This window comes from Methylophaga thalassica MP (assembly GCF_000214595.1).
Taxonomy (GTDB): Bacteria; Pseudomonadota; Gammaproteobacteria; order Nitrosococcales; family Methylophagaceae; genus Methylophaga; species Methylophaga thalassica.
In genome coordinates this window covers 1,374,736-1,399,291 of record NZ_AFIG01000001.1, presented here as the reverse complement: position 1 = coordinate 1,399,291, position 24,556 = coordinate 1,374,736, and the positions used below count along the sequence as shown (strand labels likewise).

The window sequence follows — 24,556 nt, the reverse complement described above, 5'->3', positions numbered from 1 at the left end:
TTTTAGCGTGTTTGCAAAGCTGTAGCAGTATGCAGGAGACGCAACAGCAGCAATACACCGATGCCGAGTTTATCGCTGCAAAACGATTGATTGCTTATGGGCAGGTGGATGAAGGCATTGCCAAATTAAAACAGTTAACCACGCAATACCCGCTTAACCCGGAATATCGCAATACCTTAAAACTGCAGCAGGAGATGAAAATCGCCGGGCTGTTACAGTCTGCTCACACGGCACTGGATAATCATCAACCATTAGTGGCTGAGAAAACTTTTAATCAGGTGTTGGCACTGGCACCCGAAAATCAACGCGCCCTGAATGGATTGAAAAAAGTGGCGAGTGCGCAAAAGCACGAAACCATCATACAAAGTGCTGAACAGGCATTTGCCAAACAGGACTTTGATACCGCTCGTAGCTTAGTGCGTGTGGTGCTGGCGGAAGACTCAACCAATGAAGCGGCCAGACAGTTATTTGAAAAGCTCGATGAACAGGCCATTGAGAAAGTCACTGCGGTGCCACACATCAAATCGGCGTTTAAAAAGTCAGTCAGTCTGGAATTTAACAATGCCCCTATCAAATCGGTTTTTGAGTATATCGGCAAAGCAGGGGATTTAAATTTCACCTTTGACCGTGAACTCAGCGATGCCATGCAAACCAGCATTATGCTGCGTGATACGCCTATCAAAGAAGCGATTGACACCATTCTGACGACAAATCAACTGGGTAAAAAAATCCTGAATGAAAACACCATTCTGATTTATCCATTAAGCCGTAGTCAGGAATACGAAGAGTTATATGTACGCAGCTTTTACCTGAACAATATGGATGCCAAACAAGCCCTGGCTTTGTTGCAAACAGTATTAAAAGTGGAAGATGTCTACGTCGATGAGAAGCTGAATACGCTGGTGATGCGAGACAGTCTGGAGTCGATAAAAACCGCTGAAAAACTGATTGCTTCTCAGGATCTGGTTGAACCTGAAGTGATGCTGGAAGTGGAGGTAATGGAGGTCAATCGCCGTAATCTGGAAGAGATTGGCATTCGTTATCCTACGTCGGCCGCGCTGGGTGTGCGTGGTGAAGATGATGTCGATGGGCGACTGACCTTAGCCGAGCTGAAAGAGTTCAATTCCGGTATGGGGGTGTTCACGGTGACCGATCCGGTGCTGGCATTAAACCTGATGCAAAAAGACACCGATACCAATCTATTAGCCAACCCGAAAATACGAGTGAAAAACCGCGATAAAGCCAAGATCCATGTTGGCGATAAAGTGCCGGTATTAACCAGTGTGTCGAACTCAACGGGTTTTGTTTCCCAGTCGGTCAGTTACATTGAAGTGGGCATCAAACTGGAAGTGGAGCCGACTATCCTGATTCAGAACCAGGTATCGATTAAGGTCAAACTGGAAGTCAGTAATATCATTGACCAAATCACCTCCAGTAGTGGCGTGGTGGCCTATTCGATTGGTAGCCGTAATGCTGATACCACCTTGTCTTTAAAAGATGGTGAAACGCAGATTCTGGCAGGGTTATTCAAAGATGATGAGACCAATACCGACTACAAAGTACCAGGTTTATCGGGTTTACCCTTTATTGGTCGTTTCTTCACCGATAAGAATAAAGACAGACAGAAAAACGAGATTGTCTTATTAATTACCCCACGCATTCTGCATAACATTGTGCCAGCAAACTCGGTGTATACCGCTTTCCCATCTGGGATTAACCATTCTGCGAAAAATGGGCAAGGTCAATACGGCGGCATGCCACAGCCTCAGCCTGCGTATCAACCTGCTTACTCTTCAGCGCCACCGCCTGTGGTGCCCACAGATGACGAAAGGCAACGCGATAACGCCAAAACAGCTCAGGAGTTTGCTGATCAAATCCTGCAAAAAGATAGCTATGGAGGCATGTAATCAAGATGCCTGGAAACAGAAAACAGCAGGGTTTTACATTAATTGAGTTGTTAGTAGCGCTAACGTTATTGGCGCTGATTGTCAGCTCCGCAGCGCCGTTAGTGCAACTCAGTGCTCAACGTAATAAAGAGCAGGAACTAAAGCGGGTGCTCTGGCAAATACGCGATGCGATTGACGCCTATAAACAAGCGGTGGATGACGGTCGGATTGAACTCTCTGATGACGCCTCTGGCTATCCGGAAAGCCTGCAAATGCTGGTGGATGGTGTTGAAGATGCACAAGATCCGGAACACAAAAAGATCTATTTCCTTAGACGTATTCCACGTGATCCGTTTGCCAGTGACCCCAGCTTAAGTAATGCCGAAACCTGGGGATTACGTAGCTACGAAAGTTCTTTTGAGGATAAATCTGCCGGTGATGATGTGTACGACGTGTATTCACTATCCAATGGAATGGGTATTAATCAACAGCCATACAAGGAATGGTAATGAAGACGAATAAAGGCTTTACCTTAGTGGAAATATTAGTGGTATTAACCATTATCGCCATTTTATTGAGTCTAGTGGCGCCACGTTATTTCGCCTCTATAGATCGTTCAAAAGAAAAAGTGCTACGTCATGATTTGATCGTCATGCGTAGTGCGATTGACCAATATTTTGCCGACAGAAATGCCTATCCGGACACCCTTGAGCAGTTAGTTGACGGGCGTTATTTACGTGAAGTGCCGGTAGACCCGATTACCGATCGACGTGACACCTGGGTATTTACTCCGCCCAAAGACAGTTATTACGAAGGCGATATTGCTAATGTTTATAGCGACTCGGAGTTGATCTCCTCGGAAGGAACCCCGTATGCCGAGTGGTAAGCAACAAGGTTTTATCTTGCTTGGCATGCTGTGTTTGCTGGTGATTGCCGGTTACGTGTTAACCCAGGCAACTGCCCGTTGGAGTGATGTGGTTCAGCGTCAGCGGGAACAGGAGTTATTAAAAGTGGGTGACACCATCCGTAAAGCCATTGGTCGCTATTACAACGCCACACCGGGCGTAGTGAAACAGTACCCCCCCAATTTGGAAGCCTTGTTATATGACGACAGGTTTCCTACACCACAACGTTATCTGAGAAAGCTTTATATCGATCCTATGACACAACGCGAAGGCTGGGGCATTGTTGTCGCCCCCAGTGGCGGGGTGATGGGCATTAATAGTCTGTCCGGTGATAAACCGTTCAAACAGAAAAATTTTCGGCCTATCTACCAGGAGTTTGAGGATAAGGATTATTACGCTGAATGGTTTTTTGTCTACGTAGAAGACTATCGCTCATAAGAGGCAAACCCTCTGACAACACGCAACAAAAATGAAGGTGACCATGGTGAAGAAGCCGCTTAAAACTACAAAGAATGAAATCGCCGAGTCGTTGCTCGCCTTTAAATCCGTGTTTATTACGGTGGGGATTTTCAGTGCTATTTTGAATATTCTGATGCTGACGCCGTCGCTGTATATGTTGCAGGTCTATGATCGAGTGCTGACCAGTCGTAATGAGTCGACTTTATTAATGCTGACCGTGATGGTGGTGGGTGCTTATCTAGTGCTGGGCGGTCTGGAGTTTGTACGTAGTTTTGTGTTGATCCGGGTCTCTGCCAAGCTCGATATGATGCTGAATAAACGGGTGTACACCGCGGCATTTGAACAGAGTTTGAAAAGAGCCGGTGTTAATGCTGGCCAGTTTCTGCAAGACCTGACCAGTATCCGCCAGTTTATGAGCGGCAATGCCTTATTCGCCTTTTTTGATGCACCGTGGTTTCCCATTTATCTGTTTATCATCTTTTTGTTTGATACCTCGCTGGGCTTCTTTGCCTTGTTTGGTTCATTGACATTGATTGCCTTGGCTATTGCCAATGAACGTGTATCTAAAAAGCCTTTATCAGAAGCGAATGAAGCGTCCATCGCAGCGAATAATCTGGCGACCAATAATTTACGTAATGCAGAAGTGATCGAAGCGATGGGCATGCTGCCCAACCTGATGTCGCGTTGGTACAAACTGCAATGTCGGTTTTTATTATTACAGGGCGATGCCAGTGAAAAGTCAGGCGTCATTTCTGCCATCAGCCGTTTTGTCAGATTGTCATTGCAGTCATTGATTCTCGGGCTCGGTGGTTTATTGGTGCTGGAAGATAAAATCACCCCGGGCATGATGATTGTGGCCTCGATTTTAATGGGCCGTGCACTGACTCCTGTCGAGCAACTGATGAGTGTCTGGAAAACCTGGAGCGGGGCGAAAAGTGCCTATGGTCGGATTAATGAACTGTTGACGGCAAACCCTGCCCGTGAGGTGAATATGCCTTTGCCCAAACCCAAAGGTCTGGTGACGGTAGAAGCCATTACGGTAATTCCGGCGGGTGGAACAGTGCCAACACTGAGAAATGTCAGCTTTTCTATCGCCCCCGGGGATGTGCTTGGCATTATTGGTCCCAGTGGTGCAGGTAAGTCGACATTGGCGCGAGCATTGGTTGGCATTGCATCCACGGCAGCGGGACATGTGCGTCTCGATTCGGCTGATATTTTTCAGTGGAATAAACATGAGCTTGGCCCATATATCGGTTATTTACCACAAAACATCGAACTATTTGCTGGCACTGTCAGTGAAAATATCGCCCGTTTTGGTGAAGTGAATCCCAGTAAGGTGATTTCAGCAGCCCAGCAGGCGGGTGTTCACGACATGATTTTACGATTGCCAGAGGGCTATGACACCCGACTCGGCGACGATGGCGCCGGACTTTCAGGTGGTCAAAAGCAGCGTCTGGGGCTGGCACGTGCAATTTATGACGATCCTTCCTTATTGGTGCTGGATGAACCGAATTCTAATCTGGATGAAACCGGTGAACAGGCACTGATTAATACCATAAAACGCCTCCAACAACGTGGCAAAACCATAGTGATGATTACCCATCGTTCTAATGCTTTAGCGGCAACCAGCAAGTTACTGCTGTTAGTCGATGGCACTGCACAACTGTTTGGTCCGACCAAAGAGGTGATGGCGACACTGGCTAATAAACAGAAAAATAAAAGCACCCCGGCAAAAGCAACATCGGCAGCATAACTATGAGCGAATCTATGAGTACAACACAGTCTGAATCTCGTCATCAACAGCCCGAGGCCGTGAGTCAAACCATCAGTACCGATATCCAAAAATACACCCGGATGGGCTGGTTAATCGTACTGGCAGGATTTGGTGGTTTTTTAGTCTGGGCTTTACTGGCACCTTTAGACAAGGGCGTCCCGTTAAATGGCAAAGTCTCTGTCGCTACTAATAAAAAGGCCGTGCAGTATCAGGATGGCGGCACGGTCGATGCGATTCTGATCAAAGAGGGCTCGGTGGTGAAAGCAGGCGATGTCTTGGTCAGAATGAACAATGTTCAGGCGAAGGCCAATGCTGAAACCAACCGGGTGCAATATTACATCGCCAAAGCCACTGAGGCCCGTTTGATTGCTGAGCGAGATGATAAAGACAAGATTGAGTTTCCAGCGATGCTAGCCGAAATATCAGATAACCCACGGGTGACGAGCTATCTGGAAACGCAAAAAGAAGTGTTTTTCTCACGCCGCAATACCCTAAAAAGTGAGTTATCCGCCATTAGTGAAAACATTAATGGCTTAATCTCACAAACCAAAGGCCTACAAGCTTCACGTAAAAATAAAGAAGAGCAACTGACCTATATTAACGAACAGCTCGAAGGCATCCGCGAGTTGGAAAAAGAAGGTTATGTGGCCCGTAATCGTCTATTGGAACTGGAGCAAACCGCGGCACAAATCAATGCCACTATTTCAGAAGATATTGGCAATATTGCCCGTGCTCAGAGTCAGGTCAGTGAACTCAAACTAAGCCGCTTACGTCGCGAGCAGGAATATAAAGAGCAAGTCAGAGAGCAGCTGTCAGAGGTACAAAGACAAGTCGATGCGTTAGGCAGTCAGTTAACCGGTCTGGACTATGATTTGGAAAAGGTACTGGTGAGAGCGCCAGCCTCTGGCATTGTGGTTGGACTCAAGGTATTCACTGAAGGGGCGGTGGTCGCTCCCGGATTTAAAATGATGGACATCGTGCCCAGCGAAGATTCCTTGGTTGTCGAAGGGCAATTGCCCGTGCATTTAATTGATAAAGTCCGTGCCGGTTTGCCTGTAGAGTTAATGTTTACCGCATTTAATCGAAACCTGACGCCGCATGTACCGGGTGAAGTCACCCAGATATCGGCTGATCGTTTGATTGATGAAATAACCGGTGAGCCCTATTACCAGTTAATTGCCAAGGTCTCGCCTGAAGGCATAGAGATGATGCCGGATCTCACTGTGAAACCGGGTATGCCGGTAGAAATGTTTGTTAAAACCGGTGAGCGAACCATGATGAATTATCTGCTCAAGCCGTTTATTGACCGCCTGAAACTGTCCATGACCGAAGAGTAGTGAATATGACGTTATGGAGACAAGCTGTTTACCTTGCTGTGATGGGGGCGTTATCTATCCATCAGGCACAGGCATTAGATCTACTTGAAGCATATACGCTGGCACGGGCTAATGATCCGACCTTTAAGGCCGCTTATCAGGCGTATCAGGCAGGTAAGGAATACAAAACGTTAGGTCGGGCCAATTTATTACCGATGATTACAGCCAGTTATTCGCGGTTTCGTAATCATGCGGATATTGAGTATCAGAACAGCTTATTCAGCCGGACTGAAAAACGTGAATATACCAGTGAATCCGCTTCGGTTCAGCTGCGGCAGCCATTGATAAACTTTGATGCTTATGCCCGTTATAAACAAGGGCTGGCACAAACATCAATGAGTGAACAGGAGTTTGCCATTCGTGATCAAGAACTGATTTTACGTGTGTTTAACCGCTACGCTGCTGTCTTATATGCCAAAGATATGTTGTCACTGTCAGAACGTAAAAAAGCCGCCTATGAAGAACAGATGCAGGCCAATCTGTATATGTATAAACACGGTGAAGGCACCAAGACCGATATTCTGGAATCACAAGCCCGATACGATCTGGCTGAAGCCGATATCGTTGAAGCCAGAGATAACGTTAGTGATGCTCAGGCTGCCTTGGATCAAATCCTGGGCAGAACAACAGAAAGCATTGATCCCTTATTGGATAACTTTACGCTGCTGCCACTGCAAACTGATGATTTAGCCGAGTGGGAAGCGATAGCGTTACAAAATAATATCGAATTAAGCATTCAACGTTATGCCGTTGAGGTGGCACAGCAGGAGCTAAAACGCAGTCAGGCCGGACATTTGCCAAAGCTGGATGCAGTTGCCAGCTGGAATAACAATACCTCTGATACCACCAATACGTATAACCAGGAATCCACCATCCGTTCTGTTGGTTTGCAAGTGACAGTACCGATTTTTTCAGGTGGTGCGACATCGGCGCGCGTGCGTCAGTCACAAGCTAATTTATATAAAGCCAAAGAACAGTTTGATGAGACGGCGAACAAGGTAACACTGGAATTACAGCAGCAGTTTAATCTGGTGTCCAATGCCAAACGCAAACTAAAAGCCTACAGAACGGCGGTCAACTCGGCTGAGATGTTGGTTCACGCGACCAAAAAAAGCATCAAAGGCGGCACCCGTACCAATGTTGATGTGCTTAATGCGGAAAGTCAGTTATTTGAAGCCAAAGCAGATTTATTGCTGGCCCGTTATAACTATCTTCAGAGTTACCTCAATTTTAAAAAAGCGGCAGGCACGCTGGTATTTGATGATCTTGAACATGTGGCATCTCGTTTCCGATCACAGTAAATAACAAGATAGCTGGTCACCAAGGGCGTGTTAAAAACGTGTTTTTGCAAAAAAAGTGTAAATAAATTGTCACTTTTTCATTTTCGATTGGCATAGAGAGTAAGAGCACAACAAAAGGATGCTCGTTCGCGAATGATCTGCTGAAGTTTTTTGTACGTCATTGCTTGTAATATTGAATTCTAAGGAAAGTGGTTTTTATGGATGCAGTTCCAGATATTGTTGATGCGGTACTTATCTTTCTTGTTATTTTGTCTGTGATTATCTGGTCAGTAGGTATTAGCAAATACTTGGCGTTTTATCGTAATAGCCGGTTTGACCGAGAGTTTTTGGCTGTTTTTTCAAAAGCGCGTGATATTCAGGATCTACTGGCGGTGATGTCTTCAACAAAAGGGCGTCTTGCCAGAGTCTGCCAGGCCGGATTGGATGAACTGGTTTCATGGCAATATCTAGCGAATTCTGTCGCGCCTGATGATAAACGTGAAATGTTGATGCATTCCTTGAAACAACAGGCGCATGCTGAACAAACCCGTATGGAAAATGGCTTATCTATTCTGGCTAGTGTTGGCTCCACAGCCCCATTTATCGGTTTATTCGGCACGGTCTGGGGCATTATGAATGCGTTAAAGAGTATCACCGCGATGGGTTCGGCCAGTTTGGATGTCGTGGCAGGTCCTATAGGTGAGGCTCTGATCGCCACGGCGATTGGTATTGCCACGGCTGTGCCTGCGGTTCTCGCCTACAACTACTTTTTACGAAAAGTCAGATTATCTGCTGCCACCATGGAAAACTTTGCGTCTGCATTTCATCTGTTGGTGCTTAAATCCCGTATCAAACACGATTAACAGTCGTGTTTCTGTTGCGCCTGTTTTGTCAGGTACGAAAACGATACCCATGAGTAATAGAGGAAGTCTGCTATGGCGATGAATACTGGCGGTGATGACAATATGATGAGTGAAATCAATGTGACGCCCTTAGTGGACGTGATGTTGGTGTTGCTCACTGTTTTTATTGTGACAGCCCCTTTATTGATGAACTCGGTGCCGGTCAATTTACCCAAGGCGAGCTCTGACTTAACCCTGACTCAGCCTGAGTCAATCAATATCAGCATAACAGCCGACGGCACTATGTATTTTAGCGATGATCCGGTCAGCCCGGAACAATTGGATATCGCCCTGAATGAAGCCGCACAAAACGTGGATACCAGCGTTGAGATTTTTGCTGATGAAAAAGCAGAATACGGCACAGTAGCTAAAGTCATGGCAGCGATCCAGCGTGCCGGCATCAGTAAGTTTACCTTTGTGATGCAGCCGGAGTCTGATAGTTAATGTCAGTCAAAACTAGCCGTGTGAAGCCGTAATATGACGACCTGGGTTACCGATTTTTCATCAAACCAGTCTGTCGGTTCAGAGCGATGGCTGCCTGGTTTTTTATGGGCAGTATTGATTCATCTCGTTTTGATTTTGTTATTTATGCCGACCATTGAACATTCGCCGCCGGCAGCGCCTGTGCGTATTACCGTGCAAGTCAGTCAACTGGAACCGATGGTTGAAGAGGAGGTGGTTGAACCGGAACCACCGCCTGAGCCTGTAGTCCCGATAAACCCACCGGAAACTAAAAAAAAGATTCTTATCGCCAAGCATGACACGCCACCTGAACCGGATGATATGGTGGTGATTGAACAGCCTCCTGAAGTTGAGCCGGTCGAAGAAAAAACATCTGAGCCCAAAAAAGTGGAGCCTAAACCCGAACCTAAGAAAGTCGAAAAGCCCAAACCAAAACCGGAACCAAAAAAGGTTGAAAAGCCTAAGCCCAAACCAGAGAAACCTAAAAAGGTAGAGAAGCCGAAGCAAGAGAAACCCGTGGTGAAACCCAAGGTTACTGAAAAGGTGGAACCGATTGAGACACCGACGGAGGTCGTAGAGGCACCCAGCACAGATACGTCAGCACAACCCTCGACAAGTTCTGTGGCAAGTAGTGAGAATAGCTCGAATACCAATGCCACGGGTACCGGCAGCAATCCTGATGAGAAAAATCAGGGGGACACGGCTGATGTCGATAGAAATACGGCGTGGAAAGGCTATGGGCAGCTGCTATATGCCATGGTGTCCAAAAATAAAAACTATCCGCAATTAGCGATTCGTCGTCATGTTGAAGGCACGGTGATGGTCAGTGTGCGTTTTGAAAAAGGTCGGATGGTTGGCATTTCCGTTGTCGGACAGGGCAGCGGGCATACGGTACTCGACAAGGCGGCACATGAGATGGTGGAAAAAGCCGTCAAGGCTTTGCCTGTGCGTGGTAACTTATCAGGCAAATCATTCAGCGTCGTGGTGCCGGTTAACTTTCGTTTAACAGATTAAACCCATTTGACACTTTTTATCATGGCTAAGTGATGTATAGCGCCAATGAAGATATGATAAAGTGTGTCAGCCAAAATTATGGAAACCCTGCGTTACAGAATCTCTGAATCAACATCGTGCCATTGATGGTCGTTGATTAACGCATAGTCGAAATGCCATTCATATTTCAACATACATACTGTTGCTATGCCGACGCGGGTTGTGTGAGCACATCGGTTTGTGAGCTTGCAATTCAAAATCACATATTTTTAAGGGTTTAGAATGTCGAAAATTATTTATACCAAAGTAGATGAATCACCTGCATCAGCAACCTATTCATTGTTGCCGATTATTCGTGCTTTTACTGCCGATGCGAATATTGATATCGAAAGCCGAGATATTTCACTTGCAGGACGTATCATTGCTAACTTTCCCGATAATCTAACCGACCAACAACGCATTCCAGACCACTTGTCACAATTAGGGGCCTTAACTCAGGACCCGGCCACTAACATTATCAAGTTGCCTAATATTTCTGCTTCTGTACCCCAATTAAAAAATGCGATTGCAGAATTAAAATCTAAGGGTTACAAGCTACCTGATTACCCTGAAGCGCCTAAAAACCCAGAAGAACAAGCCATTAAAGATCGTTATGCCAAAGTATTAGGTTCAGCAGTAAATCCGGTATTGCGTGAAGGTAACTCTGATCGTCGTGCGCCTGCGGCAGTCAAAAACTATGCGCGTAAAAATCCGCATAGCATGGGGGAGTGGAAGTCGGATTCAGCCACAGACATTGCACATATGGATGCGGATGATTTTTATGGCAGTGAATTATCAGTCACTTCTGCACAGGCCGACGACTTCAAAGTGAGCTTTATTGATAAAGCAGGTAATGAAACAGTTCTCAAAAAATCGATTCCAGTGTTGGCAGGTGAAGTCGTAGACGCCACGCGGATGCGTGCAAAAAGTCTACAAGCGTTCTATGCCGATGCCATTGCAAAAGCAAAACAAGAAAACGTCCTGCTGTCTCTGCATTTAAAAGCCACCATGATGAAGGTCTCTGATCCGTTGATGTTTGGTTTTGCCGTCAAAGTGTTTTTTAAAGACCTCATTGAAAAACACAGCGATCTGTTTGATGAGCTGGGTGTGGACTTCAATAATGGTTTAGGTGATTTATACAGCCGCCTGGCCAATGTTGATGACGAAACCAGAAAAGCGGTGGAAGCGGATATTGAAGCGGTCTATGCCAGCCAGCCTGATGTGGCGATGGTGGACTCGAATAAAGGCATTACTAATTTCCATGTGCCATCTGATGTGATTGTAGATGCGTCTATTCCAGCAATGATCCGTGCCGGTGGCAAAATGTGGAATAAACAAGGCCAGCAGCAGGATACCTTAGCGATGATTCCGGATCGTTGTTATGCCGGTGTCTACAAAACAGTCGTTGATGACTGCAAACAAAAAGGGGCTTTGGATCCGGTGACCATGGGCACCGTGCCTAATGTGGGCCTGATGGCACAAAAAGCCGAAGAATATGGTTCGCATGATAAAACCTTCCAGGCGAAAGCTGATGGCAAAATTATTGTTACCAACCAACAGGCTGAGACCGTGTTTGAGTTTGATGTGGAAGCAGGCGACATCTTCCGTATGTGTCAGACCAAAGATGAGCCAATTCGTGACTGGGTGAAATTAGCCGTGAGTCGTGCCCGTTTATCGGATACACCGGCTATCTTCTGGTTGGATGAAAACCGGGCACATGATGCTGAATTGATTAAAAAGGTGAATGATTATTTACCTGAGCATGATACAGCTGGATTAGATATTCGTATCCTGAGTCCGGTGGTGGCCACACAACTCTCTTTAGATAGAATTCGTGCCGGTAAAGATACCATTTCTGTCACCGGTAACGTGCTACGTGATTACAACACCGATTTATTCCCGATTCTGGAATTAGGGACATCGGCGAAGATGTTATCGGTCGTGCCACTCATGCAAGGTGGTGGTTTATTTGAAACCGGTGCCGGTGGTACTGCACCAAAGCTATTAGATCAGTTGATTGATGAAAACCATCTGAGCTGGGATTCCTTAGGCGAATTAATGGCACTGGCCGCCTCACTGGAACATCTTGCCAATACCCAAGATAATGCCAAAGCTAAAGTCCTAGCCGATACGCTGGATGCTGCCACAGGCAAATTGCTGCAGGAAAATAAATCACCTAAAGAGAAAACCGGTGAATTAGATAATCGTGGCAGTCATTTCTATTTAGCGATGTACTGGGCTGAAGCACTTGCTGAGCAAACAGCTAATGCCGAGTTAAAAACGGTATTTACACCTATTGCTCAGGCACTGATAGAAAACGAAGCTAAGATTGTGGACGAATTGAATACTCAACAAGGTAAAGCCGTCGATATGGGCGGTTACTATATGCCTGATGATGATAGGATGAATAGCATTATGCGTCCAAGTAACACCTTTAATACGATTCTGGCTCGACTTAATTAATCTGGTTAGATGTTAATAAAAAAGCCCCGATTAACGGGGCTTTTTTGTTTCTTTCTATAGAGTAATTAATAACGACCGTGATAATAGTCATGGTGATGTTGGTATTTTCTATGTTGAAGCTCTACAGCTTTGCGATATTTCCGATATTCACGTGCTTTATCTTTGTGATATTTGGCATCTAAATGTGCCATTTTTTGTTTGTATTTCCAGTATTTTTTATCGTAGTGATCGTTATGATGGTGGTGATGGTCATCAACACGGTAATGGTTTGATGAGACCTGAGTAGTGACGGCTGAACCAACAGCGCCACCAATTGCCGCGCCTAAAATAGCGCCGTTTTGACCACCCATTTCATGGCCTACCGCCGCACCTACCGCACCTCCGATACCACCGCCAATCGCGGCATTAAGGGTATTATTGTCAGCTAGTGCGACACCCGACATCATTGATGATGCCAAAATAATAGGTATTAATCGCTTCATATCTACCTCCTGATTATTGGTATCCACTTTTGTGAAAGTGAAAAAGAAGCTAGACAGCAAGGTTATCTATTAACAGCTTAGGTAACCGTGCTGTCATGATGAGTTATAACAATCAGGAAGTTAAGTCATGGTTAAGATAGGTAAAGACTGTTAATCGACAATATTCTTTTGAAGCAGGTCGGTCACAATTTCAGGCACAAAAGTCCGTTTAATGGTGATGGCATAAAAGTGTTCATAGACATTGGGTAACACTTGGTACTCTGATAAGTTGCCACTGGATATTTCATCTTTGACGACCACGGCGGGCAGGGCGGTGATGGCGCCGGTATCACGCACCAAAAGTCGTAACATCGCCATATCATCAGCCTCGGCAATAATATCGGGCTCATAACCCAGTGTTGCACAGTAGGCATCAAAAGCTGAGCGTATTTCTGTAATCTTGGTGGGCAGAACCCATTTCAGATTTTCATAACCTTGTGGAAAGGTGTTATTGGGATTTTGTTGTGCTGGTCCAATAATCGATACTGATTGCCTCGATACTAACTGACTTTGCCATATCGCATCATCATTCTGTTGGCTGACGGAACGATTGGTCAGCACAAGATCCAGTTCATGACTGGTCAGGCCATTCAGTAAATTAGTCATACCCCGAGTGGTGAGTGTGAAGCTGACATTGGGCTGTTTGAGCAGCGGGCTGATAAAGCTTTCGGTAAAGTTTCGCGATAAGGTGGTGAGCACACCAATATTGATGTGTTTTTGTGTGGCTGTTCCTCCTTTATTAATAAAGGATTGTAATTCTTCACCGGTGGTAAATATCTCATCTGCATAGCTTAGAACTTTTCTGCCCACATCGGTTAATAACAGTTGTCTGCCAGCGCGTTCAAATAATCTGACATCCATCGATGTTTCGAGTTGTTTGATTTGTTGTGATAAAGCTGACTGTGAAACGTGGCATTCATCAGCTGTTTTTGTGATACTCCCAGACAGAGCAACACGCCAGAAATAATAGAGATGATGATAGTTGATTTTAGCCATAGTTAAGTAAAACTTATCTTTTCGTTAATAAATATCTATTTTATTTATGTTAAAGCATTTGCCATACTCTCTTCAACTTAAGGAGGTGTGTTTGTGAATCTTGATCTGACAGCTGTTTTGCCCGTTCTTATTCCGCTGACATTGTCATTAGCCGGCTTTATCACAGGCTTAAGTCGTATTAGTGACAAAACGCGTCAGATGATGCTCAAATGGATTTCGGCAGCCATTATGATCTCCGCTATCGTCATTACAGCGGGACACATTGAAAAAACAGACAAGCCACAAGCATTACTGGCAATGAATAATGTGAATCTGCTGGTGCTATTGCTGGTGTGTTTTATGGCGATAGTGTTAATCAAATTCTCACAGCGTTATCTGTTTGCTGAGAAAAACACTCATCGTTACTGGCGTTGGTTATTCCTCAGTTTAACGTCCGTCTCCGTCGTCATTGTCAGCAATCATTTATTACTGTTCTGGTTGGGCTGGGTGTCTATTAGTTTATGTTTCCATCGCTTGTTATTGTTTTATCCCGACAGACCACGCGCCGTTCTGGCCGCACATAAAAAATTTATTTTAGCGAGAGTAGCCGAGATTTTTTTACTCAGCGCGATTGTGTTGTTGTACTCACAGCTGGGGACGTTTTATCTGGCTGAAATGACCAATCATTACATGAGTGCAGGTATTCCGGTTGAACTGAGTCTGGCAGAAAAATGTGCGGCCATTATGCTTGCCTTAACTGCCTTGATTAAGTGTGCACAGTTACCCGTACATGGCTGGTTGATTCAGGTTGTAGAAGCGCCGACGCCAATCAGTGCTTTATTGCATGCTGGCATTATCAATCTGGGTGGCTTTTTGTTACTGAGTTTTGCCCCATTAATCGCCTTCAGCTCAGATGCACAATGGTTGATATTGATTATTGCAGGGCTGAGCACCTTGGTTAGTGCCTTGGTGATGATGACGCGTATCAGCGTTAAGGTAAAACTGGCCTGGTCAACCTGTGCTCAGATGGGCTTGATGCTGATTGAATGTGCTTTAGGTTTACATGAACTGGCATTACTTCATTTAATTTCTCACTCACTCTATAAGGCTTATATGTTCCTCAGTGCCGGTGATGTGCTGCAGGAATATAGCTTGAAGCAATTAGCGCCGCAGAAAAATGTGACGTTTATTTCTGCCATGTCGAGTTTATTATTGGTCGTCATCAGCACCTATGGGATTGTGTATTTCACTTCTTATTCAGGGCCACTGAGTGTTTGGTTATTAGTAAATACAGCGTTGGCGCTATATCTGGTCTCTGCTGTCAGAAATGGCACCATACTTCAATTTTTAACTTCTTGTCTGACAGTGGCGTTACTGGTTGGATTTTACATGGGCGGGAAAACCATTTTGACTTGGGTAATGCCACCTTTGCCGGCGAGTACGATGTTTGACGCCATGGACATCTGGTTGTCTGCACTCTTTGTTGCCTTATTTTTACTTGCCGTACAGGTGCGAGTATTTCCTCAGGCTAAAGCGACCAGAACCTTATATCGCTGGTTGTTTTCTGGTTTGTATTTAGATGAACTCATGACCCGTCTGACCTTGTTTCTCTGGCCGATCACGTTAAGACCAGAGACAGCTATCAAACAGAACGATCCGTCGCTTACCAAGGAGCCCACTTCATGAACAGTGTTAATAAGTCATTAACTGAACTCAGTGTTGAGCATGCGACTGCCATCAATCAAGCGAGTTCATTGATTGCCCCAAGCTGGCCTCTGGATCGATTTATTGCGGTGAATGCCCTGTGGGAGTTTCGTGAGCAAACCATCGAGTCTGCTTCAGCCAGAGTAGGGGCATTACAAGGTTTGAAAACCACAATGTCAGCTGACTATTACCTTGATTTATTCGAACAAGGCGATATTAGTGAGTCGGCATTAATTGAATCTGCTAAGGCTTATGATGCCAGCACTGTGACAGTTGATGAACTCAAGGCAACACTTGAACAGGCCCAGCCGAATGCGGCTTTGAGCATTGCTGAAATTGCCGATTTAAGCCGTGATCATCACAAAATGCGTTGGCAGGATGAAATCGTTCACCAGGTAAGTCAGTTTTGTGGTGAGTTTGTGAATCAGGAGCCTGAGACTTTCGATCATCTTTACGCTGCCTGGCTGGATTTCACGCGGCATGATTACGGCATGTCATTGCTGATGGGTGAGAAAAAACTGCGCCATGCTTTCACTCAGCTACCCGATAATCCAGACAGCTTGTTTGCTCAGGCTGTTGCTGAGTTGGAATTATCTCCACAACAACTAGAGTTGTATGCCCATAAGTTATTGATGTGTATTAATGGCTGGGCCAGCTATTTTGCATGGCAACGTTGGGAAAACCGTCTCAACAATCAACAAACAGCCTGTGTCGAAGCGCTACTAGCGATTCGGATCGCCTGGGATTTGATTATCTGGCGTCAGTTGAAAAGCAAGCCTGGGCAGGTTGAATTCAGCGCATTAAAACAACAGTGGCAGCATCAAAAAGCGTCTTTGATGTCGCGCATAGCCGCCCATCATGATTATGCCTGTCATTATTGGATATGGGCTTATGCAGCTGAACTGAGTTACCAACGACAATTACAGAAAACCTTAAGCCAAACAGCCAAGCCACTTGATTCAACACCGGTCTTACAAGCCGCATTTTGTATTGATGTACGTTCTGAACGTATCAGACGCAATCTGGAATTACAGAGTGAGGCTATTCAAACTATTGGTTTTGCCGGTTTCTTTGGCTTACCTATTACATATCAACCGGCACAGACTCAGGCAAATCGTCCTCAGCTACCGGGCTTGATTGCGCCTTCAGTGATGGTGAGTGAGCAAACGCCGAATCATAAGAAACTGAATAAGGTGAGTAACTCAAGTACTTGGAAAAACTGGGCGAGTTCACCGGTATCGTCATTCACCATGGTAGAAACCATGGGCTGGACCTACGCTTATAAACTGATTAAAGATAATTTCTTTAGTAAAAAGAAAGAAAAATTAATAGATGAGTTCACCCACCATCAAGACTGGCAATTAACTCAAAACCACACTGAGTTAAGCTTGCTCGAAAAAGTTAATTTGGTTACCGGCGTACTTAAAGGCATGGGACTGACGAAGACGTTTGCATCCACCATATTATTGCTGGGCCATGGTAGTGAAACTCGCAATAATTTGCATGCCTCAGGTCTGGACTGTGGTGCTTGTTGTGGTCAGAGTGGCGAGGTGAATGTCCGAGTTTTAACCAGCCTGTTAAACGATCCTGCTATCAGAACGGAGTTGCAAAAAGCGGACATCCATATTCCAGAACAAACACGTTTCATAGCAGGATTACATAACACCACAACTGATGAAATTGTGTGTTTTGACACATTGAATAATGATGATATTGAAGCTTGGTTAAAACAGGCTTCCATAGAAACTCGTCGTGAACGCGTTCAGATAATGGATGCAGCATTAAAAGACCTGGATGATGCTTCATTAGAAAAATCACTTAAAGACAGAGGCAAAGACTGGTCTGAAGTGCGTCCTGAATGGGGCTTGGCCAATAATGCGTCATTTATTGTGGCGCCGCGTCAACGTACGCGTGGACTGGATTTACAAGGACGCTCCTTTTTGCATGATTATGACTGGCAGTCAGACGCTGAATTTGCATTACTAGAGCAAATCATGACGGCGCCGATGATCGTCACGCAGTGGATTAATATGCAGTACAACCTATCGGTGACGGATAATACGTTTTTCGGTAGTGGTAATAAGTTGTTACACAATGCCGTTGGTCAGCATGTCGGCGTGTTTGAGGGGAATGGTGGCGATTTACGAATTGGTCTCGCAATGCAATCTATTCATGATGGAGAGCAGTGGCGTCACCAACCACTTAGACTCAGTGTTTATATTGCTGCTCCGAAACAAGCGATTGAAAATGTGATTGCCAAGCATAAAACTGTACGTGATCTTGTTGAAAACGGTTGGTTGTTTATCCTGCACTGGTCTGATGATAACACTTTTGAGCGACTGTAAATTAATTCAGAGTATGACATTTTTCTACAACGTTATACTCTGAGTTTGCGCCTATTTTTATTAGTTTTAAAATGTTACAAAATTTTGCGTAATCAGTATTTTACACCTTAAATTGATTGGCTTCTTTTGATAGCTTATCGGCAAGGGATTGATTTTCACGTGTAATATCGAGAGATCCTCTTGTGCTCGAAATGATGGCATCATTTGTGGTGAATACTTCTTGCAATGTACGACTGATTTTTTCTGCAACATTACTTTGTTCTGCGAGCATTTGTGAAATTTGTACATTGAGATCACTAATTCTAATTGCACCTGTAGAAGCGTCCTTCATAGCACTGTCAGCTTTGTTAACCGTATTGATTGTTGTTTGCCCACGACTTTGACATTCGCTAATGTTTTTTGTCATGACTTCTACAGAACTATTGATTTGTTTGGCCATCAACATGATGGATTCTGTCGCCCCTTTACTCTTGAGAGCAAGGCTTCTAACTTCTTCGGCAACAACAGAAAAGCCTCGGCCATGTTCTCCGGCTCGAGCTGCCTCTATAGAAGCATTGAGGGATAAGAGATTTGTTTGTTCAGAAACTTCACTAATCAATTGAATTGATGAGTTAATGCCTTCGATACTATTATTTAAACCCGTGAATGTAGATTCAACCTCTTTCAGATTATTGATGAGACTAACCACTTCTTCTAATGCCTCATGACTAATTGACTCAGTTTGTTTCAGACTCTCGGTTGCTTGTAACGATAGTGCACTAGCTTCTTCCGTTGTTTTTGACACACTAGAAATACTTTGTGACATCTCTTCTGATGCTGCAGCAACGGATTCAACTCGAGCGTTTTGATGGTTCAGTTCTAACACATCCTCTTCTAGTGATTTGACTGAGGATTGTGCGAGTTCATCTAAGCGAGCTCCAGCATGTTTGAATTCAGCGAATGCATGACGGATAGTGCCATAGAATGATTTCAGGCTCTTAACAAACTCGTCATCACTCACTGTGGTGGCTTTAATATCATTGAAGCTAATTGTAAAGTCACGATCTTTAGCAGAGTTTTGGATGGTTACCATCAATTTGTTTGACAAATCAAACTGTGCTTGCATCCTCAAGCAAAAAAAGACAAGAACGGCTGTTTCGATGATCACAAACGCTGCATGAATGAAGAATATCTCCCAATCACACTGTATCCCATACACCACATAATCAATATTCCATAACTGGGTGTCAGCTAATTGTAGGGGTACAGAAACGGCATGGTGAACAGCAATAACGCCAGCCGCTAGCAGCAGCATTTTGTAGTCACGCCAGATTATGATGAATGCTAGCGTTGCAAAGATATGAAAGTGCATTTCGAGTCGACCAAACTGTTGCATGATCACAATCATAGACATAAGCATCAGGCTGACAGTCATGATAGAACGAGACGCTAATGTGCCAGGCATAGTCTTGTAGACAAAAAATGAGGATAAACATGCCAAAGTTGCGGGTATGGCACCATGAATATGTGTACCAAACCCCATTGGTACAAGAAAATAGATAAACGGCAAGTGACTTAGCAGAATGATCAAAACGAACTTGTCGCTCGCCTGCATGTCCTGTTGTCTTCTTGCGTAAAGCTGGCTGTAATCTCTGTCATTACTCATTGTGTTTTTCCGCTTTGATATTGAGGTCTTGAAGTATTTTTTTTGTCGTGGGGTTGGTATAGGTTAGTAAGCTATTATCTTGTGGAAAATAGCTATACAAATAACCCGCATGGTTAATCACCCCATTTGCAAGTTGTTGAATATTCTCATGTACTAGATCAAAACCAGATAGTTCTTGGACATTTAGCCCTGTGTATTCTGCTAACCACGTTAGGTATGTTTCTTTATCTACTTCATCGCCGATGTTCACGACATAGAGATTTAGTTCGGAGGGATAAGCCTCGTTCAACTCTTTGATAAGTTGATAGTTTGATGGGCAGATATCTTCGCAGCCTGAAAAGGAAGCCAGTATCAGTGCGGGTGCCAGGGGGGGAGAGTTCATAAATTGAGGAAAATGAATATCAGGATGACTTTCGTATCCGTGTAATTCGGATCCTGTAATGATTTTTGCAATTGAGGGGGATAAAAAAAAGCTAAAAAAAGCGAGCACAAGCAGTATTAGTGGAATGAGCAGCTGCTTTATGTGATGAGACGTAGTCGATTTAGAAGAAGTGGAGCTATTTGACATAGTGCCTCACACAAGAGAGCTAGAATCAATCAGTAACTATATGTCTTCATGTACTCGGAGCTATACTCACCAATGGATTGTCGCCCATCTCGCAACCATGTTGACCTAAATTATTTATCGGCAGTTTTATTCAAAAGTGAAATAAAAAAATGTTCTACGATAAAAATTTTTATTTTTATGTTGGCGAGATTGCATTCCAGCTCCAGCTCTAGCTCTTGCGTTGAATGGCTAGCTTTAATAGTGCAGCCACTGACATGGCATCAATAATCTCGCCGTTCATGGCCATTTCAATGGCTGTATCTAGCGGGACTTTTATTAATTCAATGTCTTCAGTCTCTTCAAGTTCTTGCTCGCCAGGTGTCAGCTCTGTTGCCAGAAAAATATAAGCTTTTTCGTCTGTCACTGAGTTGGAGGTTCGTAATTCCATGAGTGGCTGCCAGTTTTTAGCGGTTAATCCCGTTTCTTCTTTGAGTTCTCTTTTCGCCGCTTCCAGGGGAGGCTCATCAAGTGGGCCGCCACCTTCAGGAATTTCAATGGTGGTTTCATTATTTGGATAGCGACTTTGTTGTACCAACCAAGTATGATCGTCATCATCAATGGCGATGACGCCAATGGCGCGGGATTTGAAATGAACCACACCATAGATGCCCTCGCTGCCATTGGGTCTAATGACTTCTTCATGACGGATTTGAATCCACGGATTGTCATAGACTATCTGCAGTGATTTCTGTATCCAGCCACCTATTTTTGTTTTTGACATATTAATTTGTGATCAAAAAATGAAAATAAAATAAAAAATAGTACTTTAGTACAATAGATATTTACTTGCAGCACTAATAAGCTTTAAGTAATCACATATAAGGAAGATTCAAAATGCGTTTTTCTAAACTTGCCATGGTCGGATTAGTTACTCTAAGTGTCAATCAATTCGCTTACGCTGATGCTGTTGAGATTGACGCCATGTCTCTTCTTAATCAATACAATCTCATTACTAGTGGTAATGTGATCAGTACTTCTGAAATTGATGGTAACGCATTAATCGGTGGCAATGTTACTGGTGGCATGTACAACATGCATTCAACTTCCAATGCAGTCGTTCCTTCTCTGACTGTTGGCGGTGACCTTAACGGCACTGTGCAAACAAAAGGTAAGGGCGTTAACATCGGTGGTAATGTGTCGGGCTCACTGAACATTAATGACGGTGGCGATGCATATATGAACTCAGTCTCAGGCTGGGTGCAAAATAATGCCAACGGTAATGGTTCGACCTCAGTCATCGGCGATATTTCTGGTAGTGTCAATACTAACGGCGGTAATACCATCTATGGCGGCACTAATACAGGTTTTGCTGGCGCTAACGGTAGTGGTACGGTTATCAATCAACCTGTATCAGCACCATTTGACCCGGCTGCTGCAGCGGCAAATGCGGTGAATACATTAGGCCAGTTTTCGAACCAGTTAGCAGGCACTGATTTCAATAGTAACTACACCATTACCGGTGGCAAAGTGACTTTTAATGCCACACCAAATACCGATGGACTGGCTGTGTTTAATATTAACGACGGTCAGAGCTTCTTCGAGAGCGTCAATGAGTTTGCATTTAACCTCGGTAGTGCTACCAGTATTTTATTCAATGTCTTTGATGACGCACTTTCTGAATACGATATCAGCGTGAATTTCCTGGCTAACTCAGCTGTTGATTTAGCGGATATGCTGTTATGGAATTTTGTTGATGCAGATAGTCTTCATATCACAGCACAATTTGGCGGTAGCATTTTAGCGCTGGGTACGGATGTGACTACTTATGGCAATATTGAAGGCACATTAGTGGCTAGAAGCTTGAATCAAAATGCTGAAATTCACTCACAGCCATCTGGTTTTATTCCTCCATCAGCAGTGCCTGTTCCTGCAGCAGCCTTTTTGTTTGCTCCAGCATTACTTGGCTTCTTAGGTCTGCGTCGTAGAGCAAACCTACAAACAGCGGCTTAGTAATTTGTTCCAGGTAAAAATAAAAAGCCACCTTAAACGGTGGCTTTTTTGTTTCTAATACTTTTATGAATGACTATTTTTGTCGCTCTAATGTGGCACAACCTGCAGTCGCATGCTCCCAGGTTTCCACATAACAGGTGCCTATCGTATTGTCGTTAAGAATACGACCATGGACATAACCATGGCTTGGTGTTGATACCCAGGTGAAAGACTTATTATCAGGATAAATTACACCGAAAAAGTGTTTAGTGCCATCAGCATAAGTAAAAGTGCCGCGAAAACGACGATCTTGCTGTTCTGTAATAGTGACGGTTTTATCATCCCAGGTTTTATAACCTTTTTCATCGGATACCGTGAGATTAACACCACTCCAGGTGCCAACCAGATTAGGAATCTGTTTCGCTTTTATCTCAGTTTGGTAATAGTAATAAGCAATTCCTGCGGTATTCACTAACACGAGTAGCCACAATAAGAATTGTGAAGCGGCATTACCGGATTGTTTTTTTATCATTTTATTTCTCTCTCTGGGTGAAAAGTCATCACTACGATGATCATAAAAAAGTAAAGCAACGTCCTACTTTATCAATTTAAATTGATGATTAGGCGTCAAAAATGAGCAGTTTATTTTTAGCTTCTTGTCGAAAACGACGGGGCGATACACCAAATTGTGTTTTAAACGCCCGACTAAAGTGAGCTATATTGTTAAATCCGGATTCCAGTGCAATCTCGGTAATGGTGCGATGCATAAACTGCCGGCTGTTTAATTTTCGATAGACGCTGTTGAGTCGTTGTTGTGTGACGTAACGCATTAATGATGTCTGCTCAGCTTGAAGAAGGTTATTGATGTAACGCACGGACAGACCCACCGCATCAGATATCATTTTGGGTGTTAAATCATGGTAGTGGCAGTGTTGATTAATATACCGTTTCACATGAAATAGTGTTGAGCTTTGTGTGTTAGATAGTTGAACTGACTTAGGTTCCAGTTGATTGAGTGATAAGGTCAGTAAATCAACAAGAGGATCTTGCAAGGAGTGAAAGGCATTGCTATCCAGTATATCCAGTTGTTGCGTCAGAGACTGGATACAGGATGCTGCGATGGCTGCAGTGCCGGATTGAGTTGTTATTTTCTTTGCTGTCAGATTACCTACATGACTGATCCGTTGTCTCAGATAGTCTCTGGGGAGCGAGATAATTACTTTTGATACAGCCTGTGGCATGGTAATGCGGTGCCATTGTGTTGCATCGTATAAGGTCATATCACCTTTTTCTAAAAAGACTTCACGACCATCTTGTTCGAGTTTGTATTTTCCCTCAGTAATTAAAACAGCAAAATAACAATCCTGGCTGATATCCGTCGGTTCTCTTGATAAACGCTCTATTTGCAGTGAATGAGATTTAATGGGCGATAAACGCACACCATTTTGCCATGGATATATCGCCATTTCGTTAAATACCGGTTCATCATTAAACGGATTAACATCGACATTCGCGTACTCACGTCCAATCACTTCTTTTAACCAATCCAGTCGGTGTGAATGTGGCTGATCATCAGTACATAAGCGCTGCCCATGTAATTGGGAAAGGCTAGTATTCATGTTTCTCTCTCTCATATTGACCATCGCTTTATCGGTCATGTTATTGCGCCTTTTGAGTCAAGACGTCGGTTTTTATAAGTGGATAATAACACAGAAAAAAATGAGAAATTTGAGGAGAGAAATATGCAGAATAGAACAGATAATAACGTTAATATTGTGATGCTTAGAGGCGCCTGTTTATGGATTCTTATGGCATTAATCTTGGCCTGGTGTTTGGTGGGCTTATATAACCAGCTTGAATTTCTTCAAGCGCTTATACCAGGTTCACCTAAACGTGTGTTACAGGCGCATTTGGACTTTCTGATTATGACGGCGTTGATATTAGGCTATTATGCTGTCAAAGTCGCTTTACCCTGGCATGTCCGTTGGGCAATGGTTATAGGGGCTTTTACTAACTCAAGCTTATTTTTGATGTATGCGCTTTTCCCGGTTTTAGATCCTTTGCATGATGCATTTAACCCTGAGGTAACCGGAGCAGGCTTATTTAATGTCTATTTGTATGCCAGTTTATTGATGACCAGTTACGGCTTTGGTAAAGGTGCTGTCATTATTCTGAAATCTACCTTCACAGTAAAAACAGAATCACAGTGACCGCTGATTAATGATGGCCACCTTAATAAATACACAGAAAGAGCAGGGATACCTTGTGAGTGAAAGTCACTGACTGGTTTG

At 44.1% G+C, this 24,556-nt stretch carries 22 protein-coding genes; 15 read left to right on the top strand and 7 right to left on the bottom strand.

Annotation, left to right across the window (positions count from 1 at the left end; genetic code table 11):
• Nucleotides 1-29: 29 nt before the first annotated feature.
• The 11 genes from MAMP_RS06600 to MAMP_RS06550 all read left to right on the top strand — a co-directional run bounded on the left by MAMP_RS06600 (nucleotide 30) and on the right by MAMP_RS06550 (nucleotide 12,539).
• Nucleotides 30-1,907, top strand: coding sequence for a hypothetical protein (locus MAMP_RS06600; RefSeq protein WP_007145234.1), 1,878 nt, complete (start codon nucleotides 30-32; stop codon nucleotides 1,905-1,907).
• Nucleotides 1,908-1,912: 5 nt separating this feature from the next.
• Nucleotides 1,913-2,395, top strand: coding sequence for a type II secretion system protein (locus MAMP_RS06595; protein ID WP_007145233.1), 483 nt, complete (start codon nucleotides 1,913-1,915; stop codon nucleotides 2,393-2,395).
• Entirely contained in the window at nucleotides 2,395-2,772 is a 378-nt protein-coding gene (locus MAMP_RS06590; RefSeq protein ID WP_007145232.1) for a type II secretion system protein, read from the top strand. The genes MAMP_RS06595 and MAMP_RS06590 overlap by 1 nt, the downstream gene beginning before the upstream one ends.
• Nucleotides 2,759-3,229, top strand: a complete 471-nt coding sequence (locus MAMP_RS06585) for a type II secretion system protein (RefSeq protein WP_007145231.1) — start codon at nucleotides 2,759-2,761, stop codon at nucleotides 3,227-3,229. The genes MAMP_RS06590 and MAMP_RS06585 overlap by 14 nt, the downstream gene beginning before the upstream one ends.
• Before the next feature lie 43 nt (nucleotides 3,230-3,272).
• A complete protein-coding gene (locus tag MAMP_RS06580; protein ID WP_007145230.1) occupies nucleotides 3,273-5,003 on the top strand; it encodes a type I secretion system permease/ATPase in 1,731 nt (576 codons plus the stop codon).
• Nucleotides 5,004-5,017: 14 nt separating this feature from the next.
• Entirely contained in the window at nucleotides 5,018-6,361 is a 1,344-nt protein-coding gene (locus MAMP_RS06575; RefSeq protein ID WP_007145229.1) for an HlyD family type I secretion periplasmic adaptor subunit, read from the top strand.
• 5 nt (nucleotides 6,362-6,366) lie between these two features.
• Nucleotides 6,367-7,701 carry a TolC family outer membrane protein gene (locus MAMP_RS06570; RefSeq protein ID WP_007145228.1) on the top strand — a complete coding sequence of 445 codons (1,335 nt, stop codon included), beginning with the start codon at nucleotides 6,367-6,369 and terminating at the stop codon, nucleotides 7,699-7,701.
• Between the two features lie 197 nt (nucleotides 7,702-7,898).
• Nucleotides 7,899-8,543 carry a MotA/TolQ/ExbB proton channel family protein gene (locus MAMP_RS06565; RefSeq protein WP_007145227.1) on the top strand — a complete coding sequence of 215 codons (645 nt, stop codon included), beginning with the start codon at nucleotides 7,899-7,901 and terminating at the stop codon, nucleotides 8,541-8,543.
• A 72-nt stretch (nucleotides 8,544-8,615) separates the two neighbouring features.
• A complete protein-coding gene (locus MAMP_RS06560) occupies nucleotides 8,616-9,026 on the top strand; it encodes an ExbD/TolR family protein (RefSeq protein ID WP_007145226.1) in 411 nt (136 codons plus the stop codon).
• Between the two features lie 33 nt (nucleotides 9,027-9,059).
• Complete coding sequence (locus MAMP_RS06555; protein WP_007145225.1) at nucleotides 9,060-10,058, top strand: energy transducer TonB; 999 nt, start codon at nucleotides 9,060-9,062, stop codon at nucleotides 10,056-10,058.
• A 261-nt stretch (nucleotides 10,059-10,319) separates the two neighbouring features.
• A complete protein-coding gene (locus MAMP_RS06550; protein WP_007145224.1) occupies nucleotides 10,320-12,539 on the top strand; it encodes an NADP-dependent isocitrate dehydrogenase in 2,220 nt (739 codons plus the stop codon).
• Nucleotides 12,540-12,604: 65 nt separating this feature from the next.
• Here MAMP_RS06550 and MAMP_RS16250 read toward each other — a convergent pair whose 3' ends face one another.
• Together MAMP_RS16250 and MAMP_RS06540 are read right to left on the bottom strand one after the other, a co-directional pair.
• Nucleotides 12,605-13,021, bottom strand: coding sequence for a YMGG-like glycine zipper-containing protein (locus tag MAMP_RS16250; RefSeq protein ID WP_007145223.1), 417 nt, complete (start codon nucleotides 13,019-13,021; stop codon nucleotides 12,605-12,607).
• Nucleotides 13,022-13,171: 150 nt separating this feature from the next.
• Nucleotides 13,172-14,056: a LysR family transcriptional regulator gene (locus MAMP_RS06540; RefSeq protein ID WP_007145222.1), complete on the bottom strand. Its 885-nt coding sequence runs from the start codon at nucleotides 14,054-14,056 to the stop codon at nucleotides 13,172-13,174.
• Between the two features lie 93 nt (nucleotides 14,057-14,149).
• On the opposite strand from MAMP_RS06540, the gene MAMP_RS06535 reads away from it, so the two are divergent.
• A complete protein-coding gene (locus MAMP_RS06535; RefSeq protein ID WP_007145221.1) occupies nucleotides 14,150-15,721 on the top strand; it encodes an NADH-quinone oxidoreductase subunit L in 1,572 nt (523 codons plus the stop codon).
• Complete coding sequence (locus tag MAMP_RS06530) at nucleotides 15,718-18,084, top strand: YbcC family protein (protein ID WP_007145220.1); 2,367 nt, start codon at nucleotides 15,718-15,720, stop codon at nucleotides 18,082-18,084. Before MAMP_RS06535 ends, MAMP_RS06530 begins: the two co-directional genes overlap by 4 nt.
• Before the next feature lie 100 nt (nucleotides 18,085-18,184).
• On the opposite strand, the gene MAMP_RS06525 is transcribed toward MAMP_RS06530, so the two are convergent.
• From MAMP_RS06525 to MAMP_RS06515, 3 genes are all read right to left on the bottom strand, one after another.
• Nucleotides 18,185-19,729 (bottom strand): methyl-accepting chemotaxis protein, encoded by a 1,545-nt coding sequence (locus MAMP_RS06525; protein ID WP_007145219.1) that lies wholly within the window; start codon nucleotides 19,727-19,729, stop codon nucleotides 18,185-18,187.
• Nucleotides 19,722-20,297 carry a hypothetical protein gene (locus tag MAMP_RS06520; protein ID WP_040576228.1) on the bottom strand — a complete coding sequence of 192 codons (576 nt, stop codon included), beginning with the start codon at nucleotides 20,295-20,297 and terminating at the stop codon, nucleotides 19,722-19,724. Before MAMP_RS06520 ends, MAMP_RS06525 begins: the two co-directional genes overlap by 8 nt.
• Before the next feature lie 208 nt (nucleotides 20,298-20,505).
• A complete protein-coding gene (locus tag MAMP_RS06515; RefSeq protein ID WP_007145217.1) occupies nucleotides 20,506-21,057 on the bottom strand; it encodes an NUDIX domain-containing protein in 552 nt (183 codons plus the stop codon).
• Nucleotides 21,058-21,170: 113 nt separating this feature from the next.
• Here MAMP_RS06515 and MAMP_RS06510 point away from each other — a divergent pair, with 113 nt between their 5' ends.
• A complete protein-coding gene (locus tag MAMP_RS06510) occupies nucleotides 21,171-22,286 on the top strand; it encodes a choice-of-anchor A family protein (protein WP_007145216.1) in 1,116 nt (371 codons plus the stop codon).
• A 73-nt stretch (nucleotides 22,287-22,359) separates the two neighbouring features.
• On the opposite strand, the gene MAMP_RS06505 is transcribed toward MAMP_RS06510, so the two are convergent.
• Complete coding sequence (locus MAMP_RS06505; RefSeq protein WP_007145215.1) at nucleotides 22,360-22,797, bottom strand: hypothetical protein; 438 nt, start codon at nucleotides 22,795-22,797, stop codon at nucleotides 22,360-22,362.
• 88 nt (nucleotides 22,798-22,885) lie between these two features.
• Nucleotides 22,886-23,923: a helix-turn-helix domain-containing protein gene (locus MAMP_RS06500; RefSeq protein WP_007145214.1), complete on the bottom strand. Its 1,038-nt coding sequence runs from the start codon at nucleotides 23,921-23,923 to the stop codon at nucleotides 22,886-22,888.
• An 84-nt stretch (nucleotides 23,924-24,007) separates the two neighbouring features.
• Between MAMP_RS06500 and MAMP_RS06495 the strand changes: the two genes are divergently transcribed.
• Entirely contained in the window at nucleotides 24,008-24,475 is a 468-nt protein-coding gene (locus MAMP_RS06495; protein WP_007145213.1) for a hypothetical protein, read from the top strand.
• Nucleotides 24,476-24,556: the final 81 nt, after the last annotated feature.

Bases quoted from the DNA above. Each gene is read 5' to 3' on its own strand.
- MAMP_RS06600 (WP_007145234.1), top strand. From the start codon at position 30: ATGCAGGAGACGCAACAGCAGCAATACACCGATGCCGAGTTTATCGCT.
- MAMP_RS06595 (WP_007145233.1), top strand. From the start codon at position 1,913: ATGCCTGGAAACAGAAAACAGCAGGGTTTTACATTAATTGAGTTGTTA.
- MAMP_RS06590 (WP_007145232.1), top strand. From the start codon at position 2,395: ATGAAGACGAATAAAGGCTTTACCTTAGTGGAAATATTAGTGGTATTA.
- MAMP_RS06585 (WP_007145231.1), top strand. From the start codon at position 2,759: ATGCCGAGTGGTAAGCAACAAGGTTTTATCTTGCTTGGCATGCTGTGT.
- MAMP_RS06580 (WP_007145230.1), top strand. From the start codon at position 3,273: ATGGTGAAGAAGCCGCTTAAAACTACAAAGAATGAAATCGCCGAGTCG.
- MAMP_RS06575 (WP_007145229.1), top strand. From the start codon at position 5,018: ATGAGTACAACACAGTCTGAATCTCGTCATCAACAGCCCGAGGCCGTG.
- MAMP_RS06570 (WP_007145228.1), top strand. From the start codon at position 6,367: ATGACGTTATGGAGACAAGCTGTTTACCTTGCTGTGATGGGGGCGTTA.
- MAMP_RS06565 (WP_007145227.1), top strand. From the start codon at position 7,899: ATGGATGCAGTTCCAGATATTGTTGATGCGGTACTTATCTTTCTTGTT.
- MAMP_RS06560 (WP_007145226.1), top strand. From the start codon at position 8,616: ATGGCGATGAATACTGGCGGTGATGACAATATGATGAGTGAAATCAAT.
- MAMP_RS06555 (WP_007145225.1), top strand. From the start codon at position 9,060: ATGACGACCTGGGTTACCGATTTTTCATCAAACCAGTCTGTCGGTTCA.
- MAMP_RS06550 (WP_007145224.1), top strand. From the start codon at position 10,320: ATGTCGAAAATTATTTATACCAAAGTAGATGAATCACCTGCATCAGCA.
- MAMP_RS16250 (WP_007145223.1), bottom strand. From the start codon at position 13,021: ATGAAGCGATTAATACCTATTATTTTGGCATCATCAATGATGTCGGGT.
- MAMP_RS06540 (WP_007145222.1), bottom strand. From the start codon at position 14,056: ATGGCTAAAATCAACTATCATCATCTCTATTATTTCTGGCGTGTTGCT.
- MAMP_RS06530 (WP_007145220.1), top strand. From the start codon at position 15,718: ATGAACAGTGTTAATAAGTCATTAACTGAACTCAGTGTTGAGCATGCG.
- MAMP_RS06525 (WP_007145219.1), bottom strand. From the start codon at position 19,729: ATGAGTAATGACAGAGATTACAGCCAGCTTTACGCAAGAAGACAACAG.
- MAMP_RS06520 (WP_040576228.1), bottom strand. From the start codon at position 20,297: ATGTCAAATAGCTCCACTTCTTCTAAATCGACTACGTCTCATCACATA.
- MAMP_RS06515 (WP_007145217.1), bottom strand. From the start codon at position 21,057: ATGTCAAAAACAAAAATAGGTGGCTGGATACAGAAATCACTGCAGATA.
- MAMP_RS06510 (WP_007145216.1), top strand. From the start codon at position 21,171: ATGCGTTTTTCTAAACTTGCCATGGTCGGATTAGTTACTCTAAGTGTC.
- MAMP_RS06505 (WP_007145215.1), bottom strand. From the start codon at position 22,797: ATGATAAAAAAACAATCCGGTAATGCCGCTTCACAATTCTTATTGTGG.
- MAMP_RS06500 (WP_007145214.1), bottom strand. From the start codon at position 23,923: ATGACCGATAAAGCGATGGTCAATATGAGAGAGAGAAACATGAATACT.
- MAMP_RS06495 (WP_007145213.1), top strand. From the start codon at position 24,008: ATGCAGAATAGAACAGATAATAACGTTAATATTGTGATGCTTAGAGGC.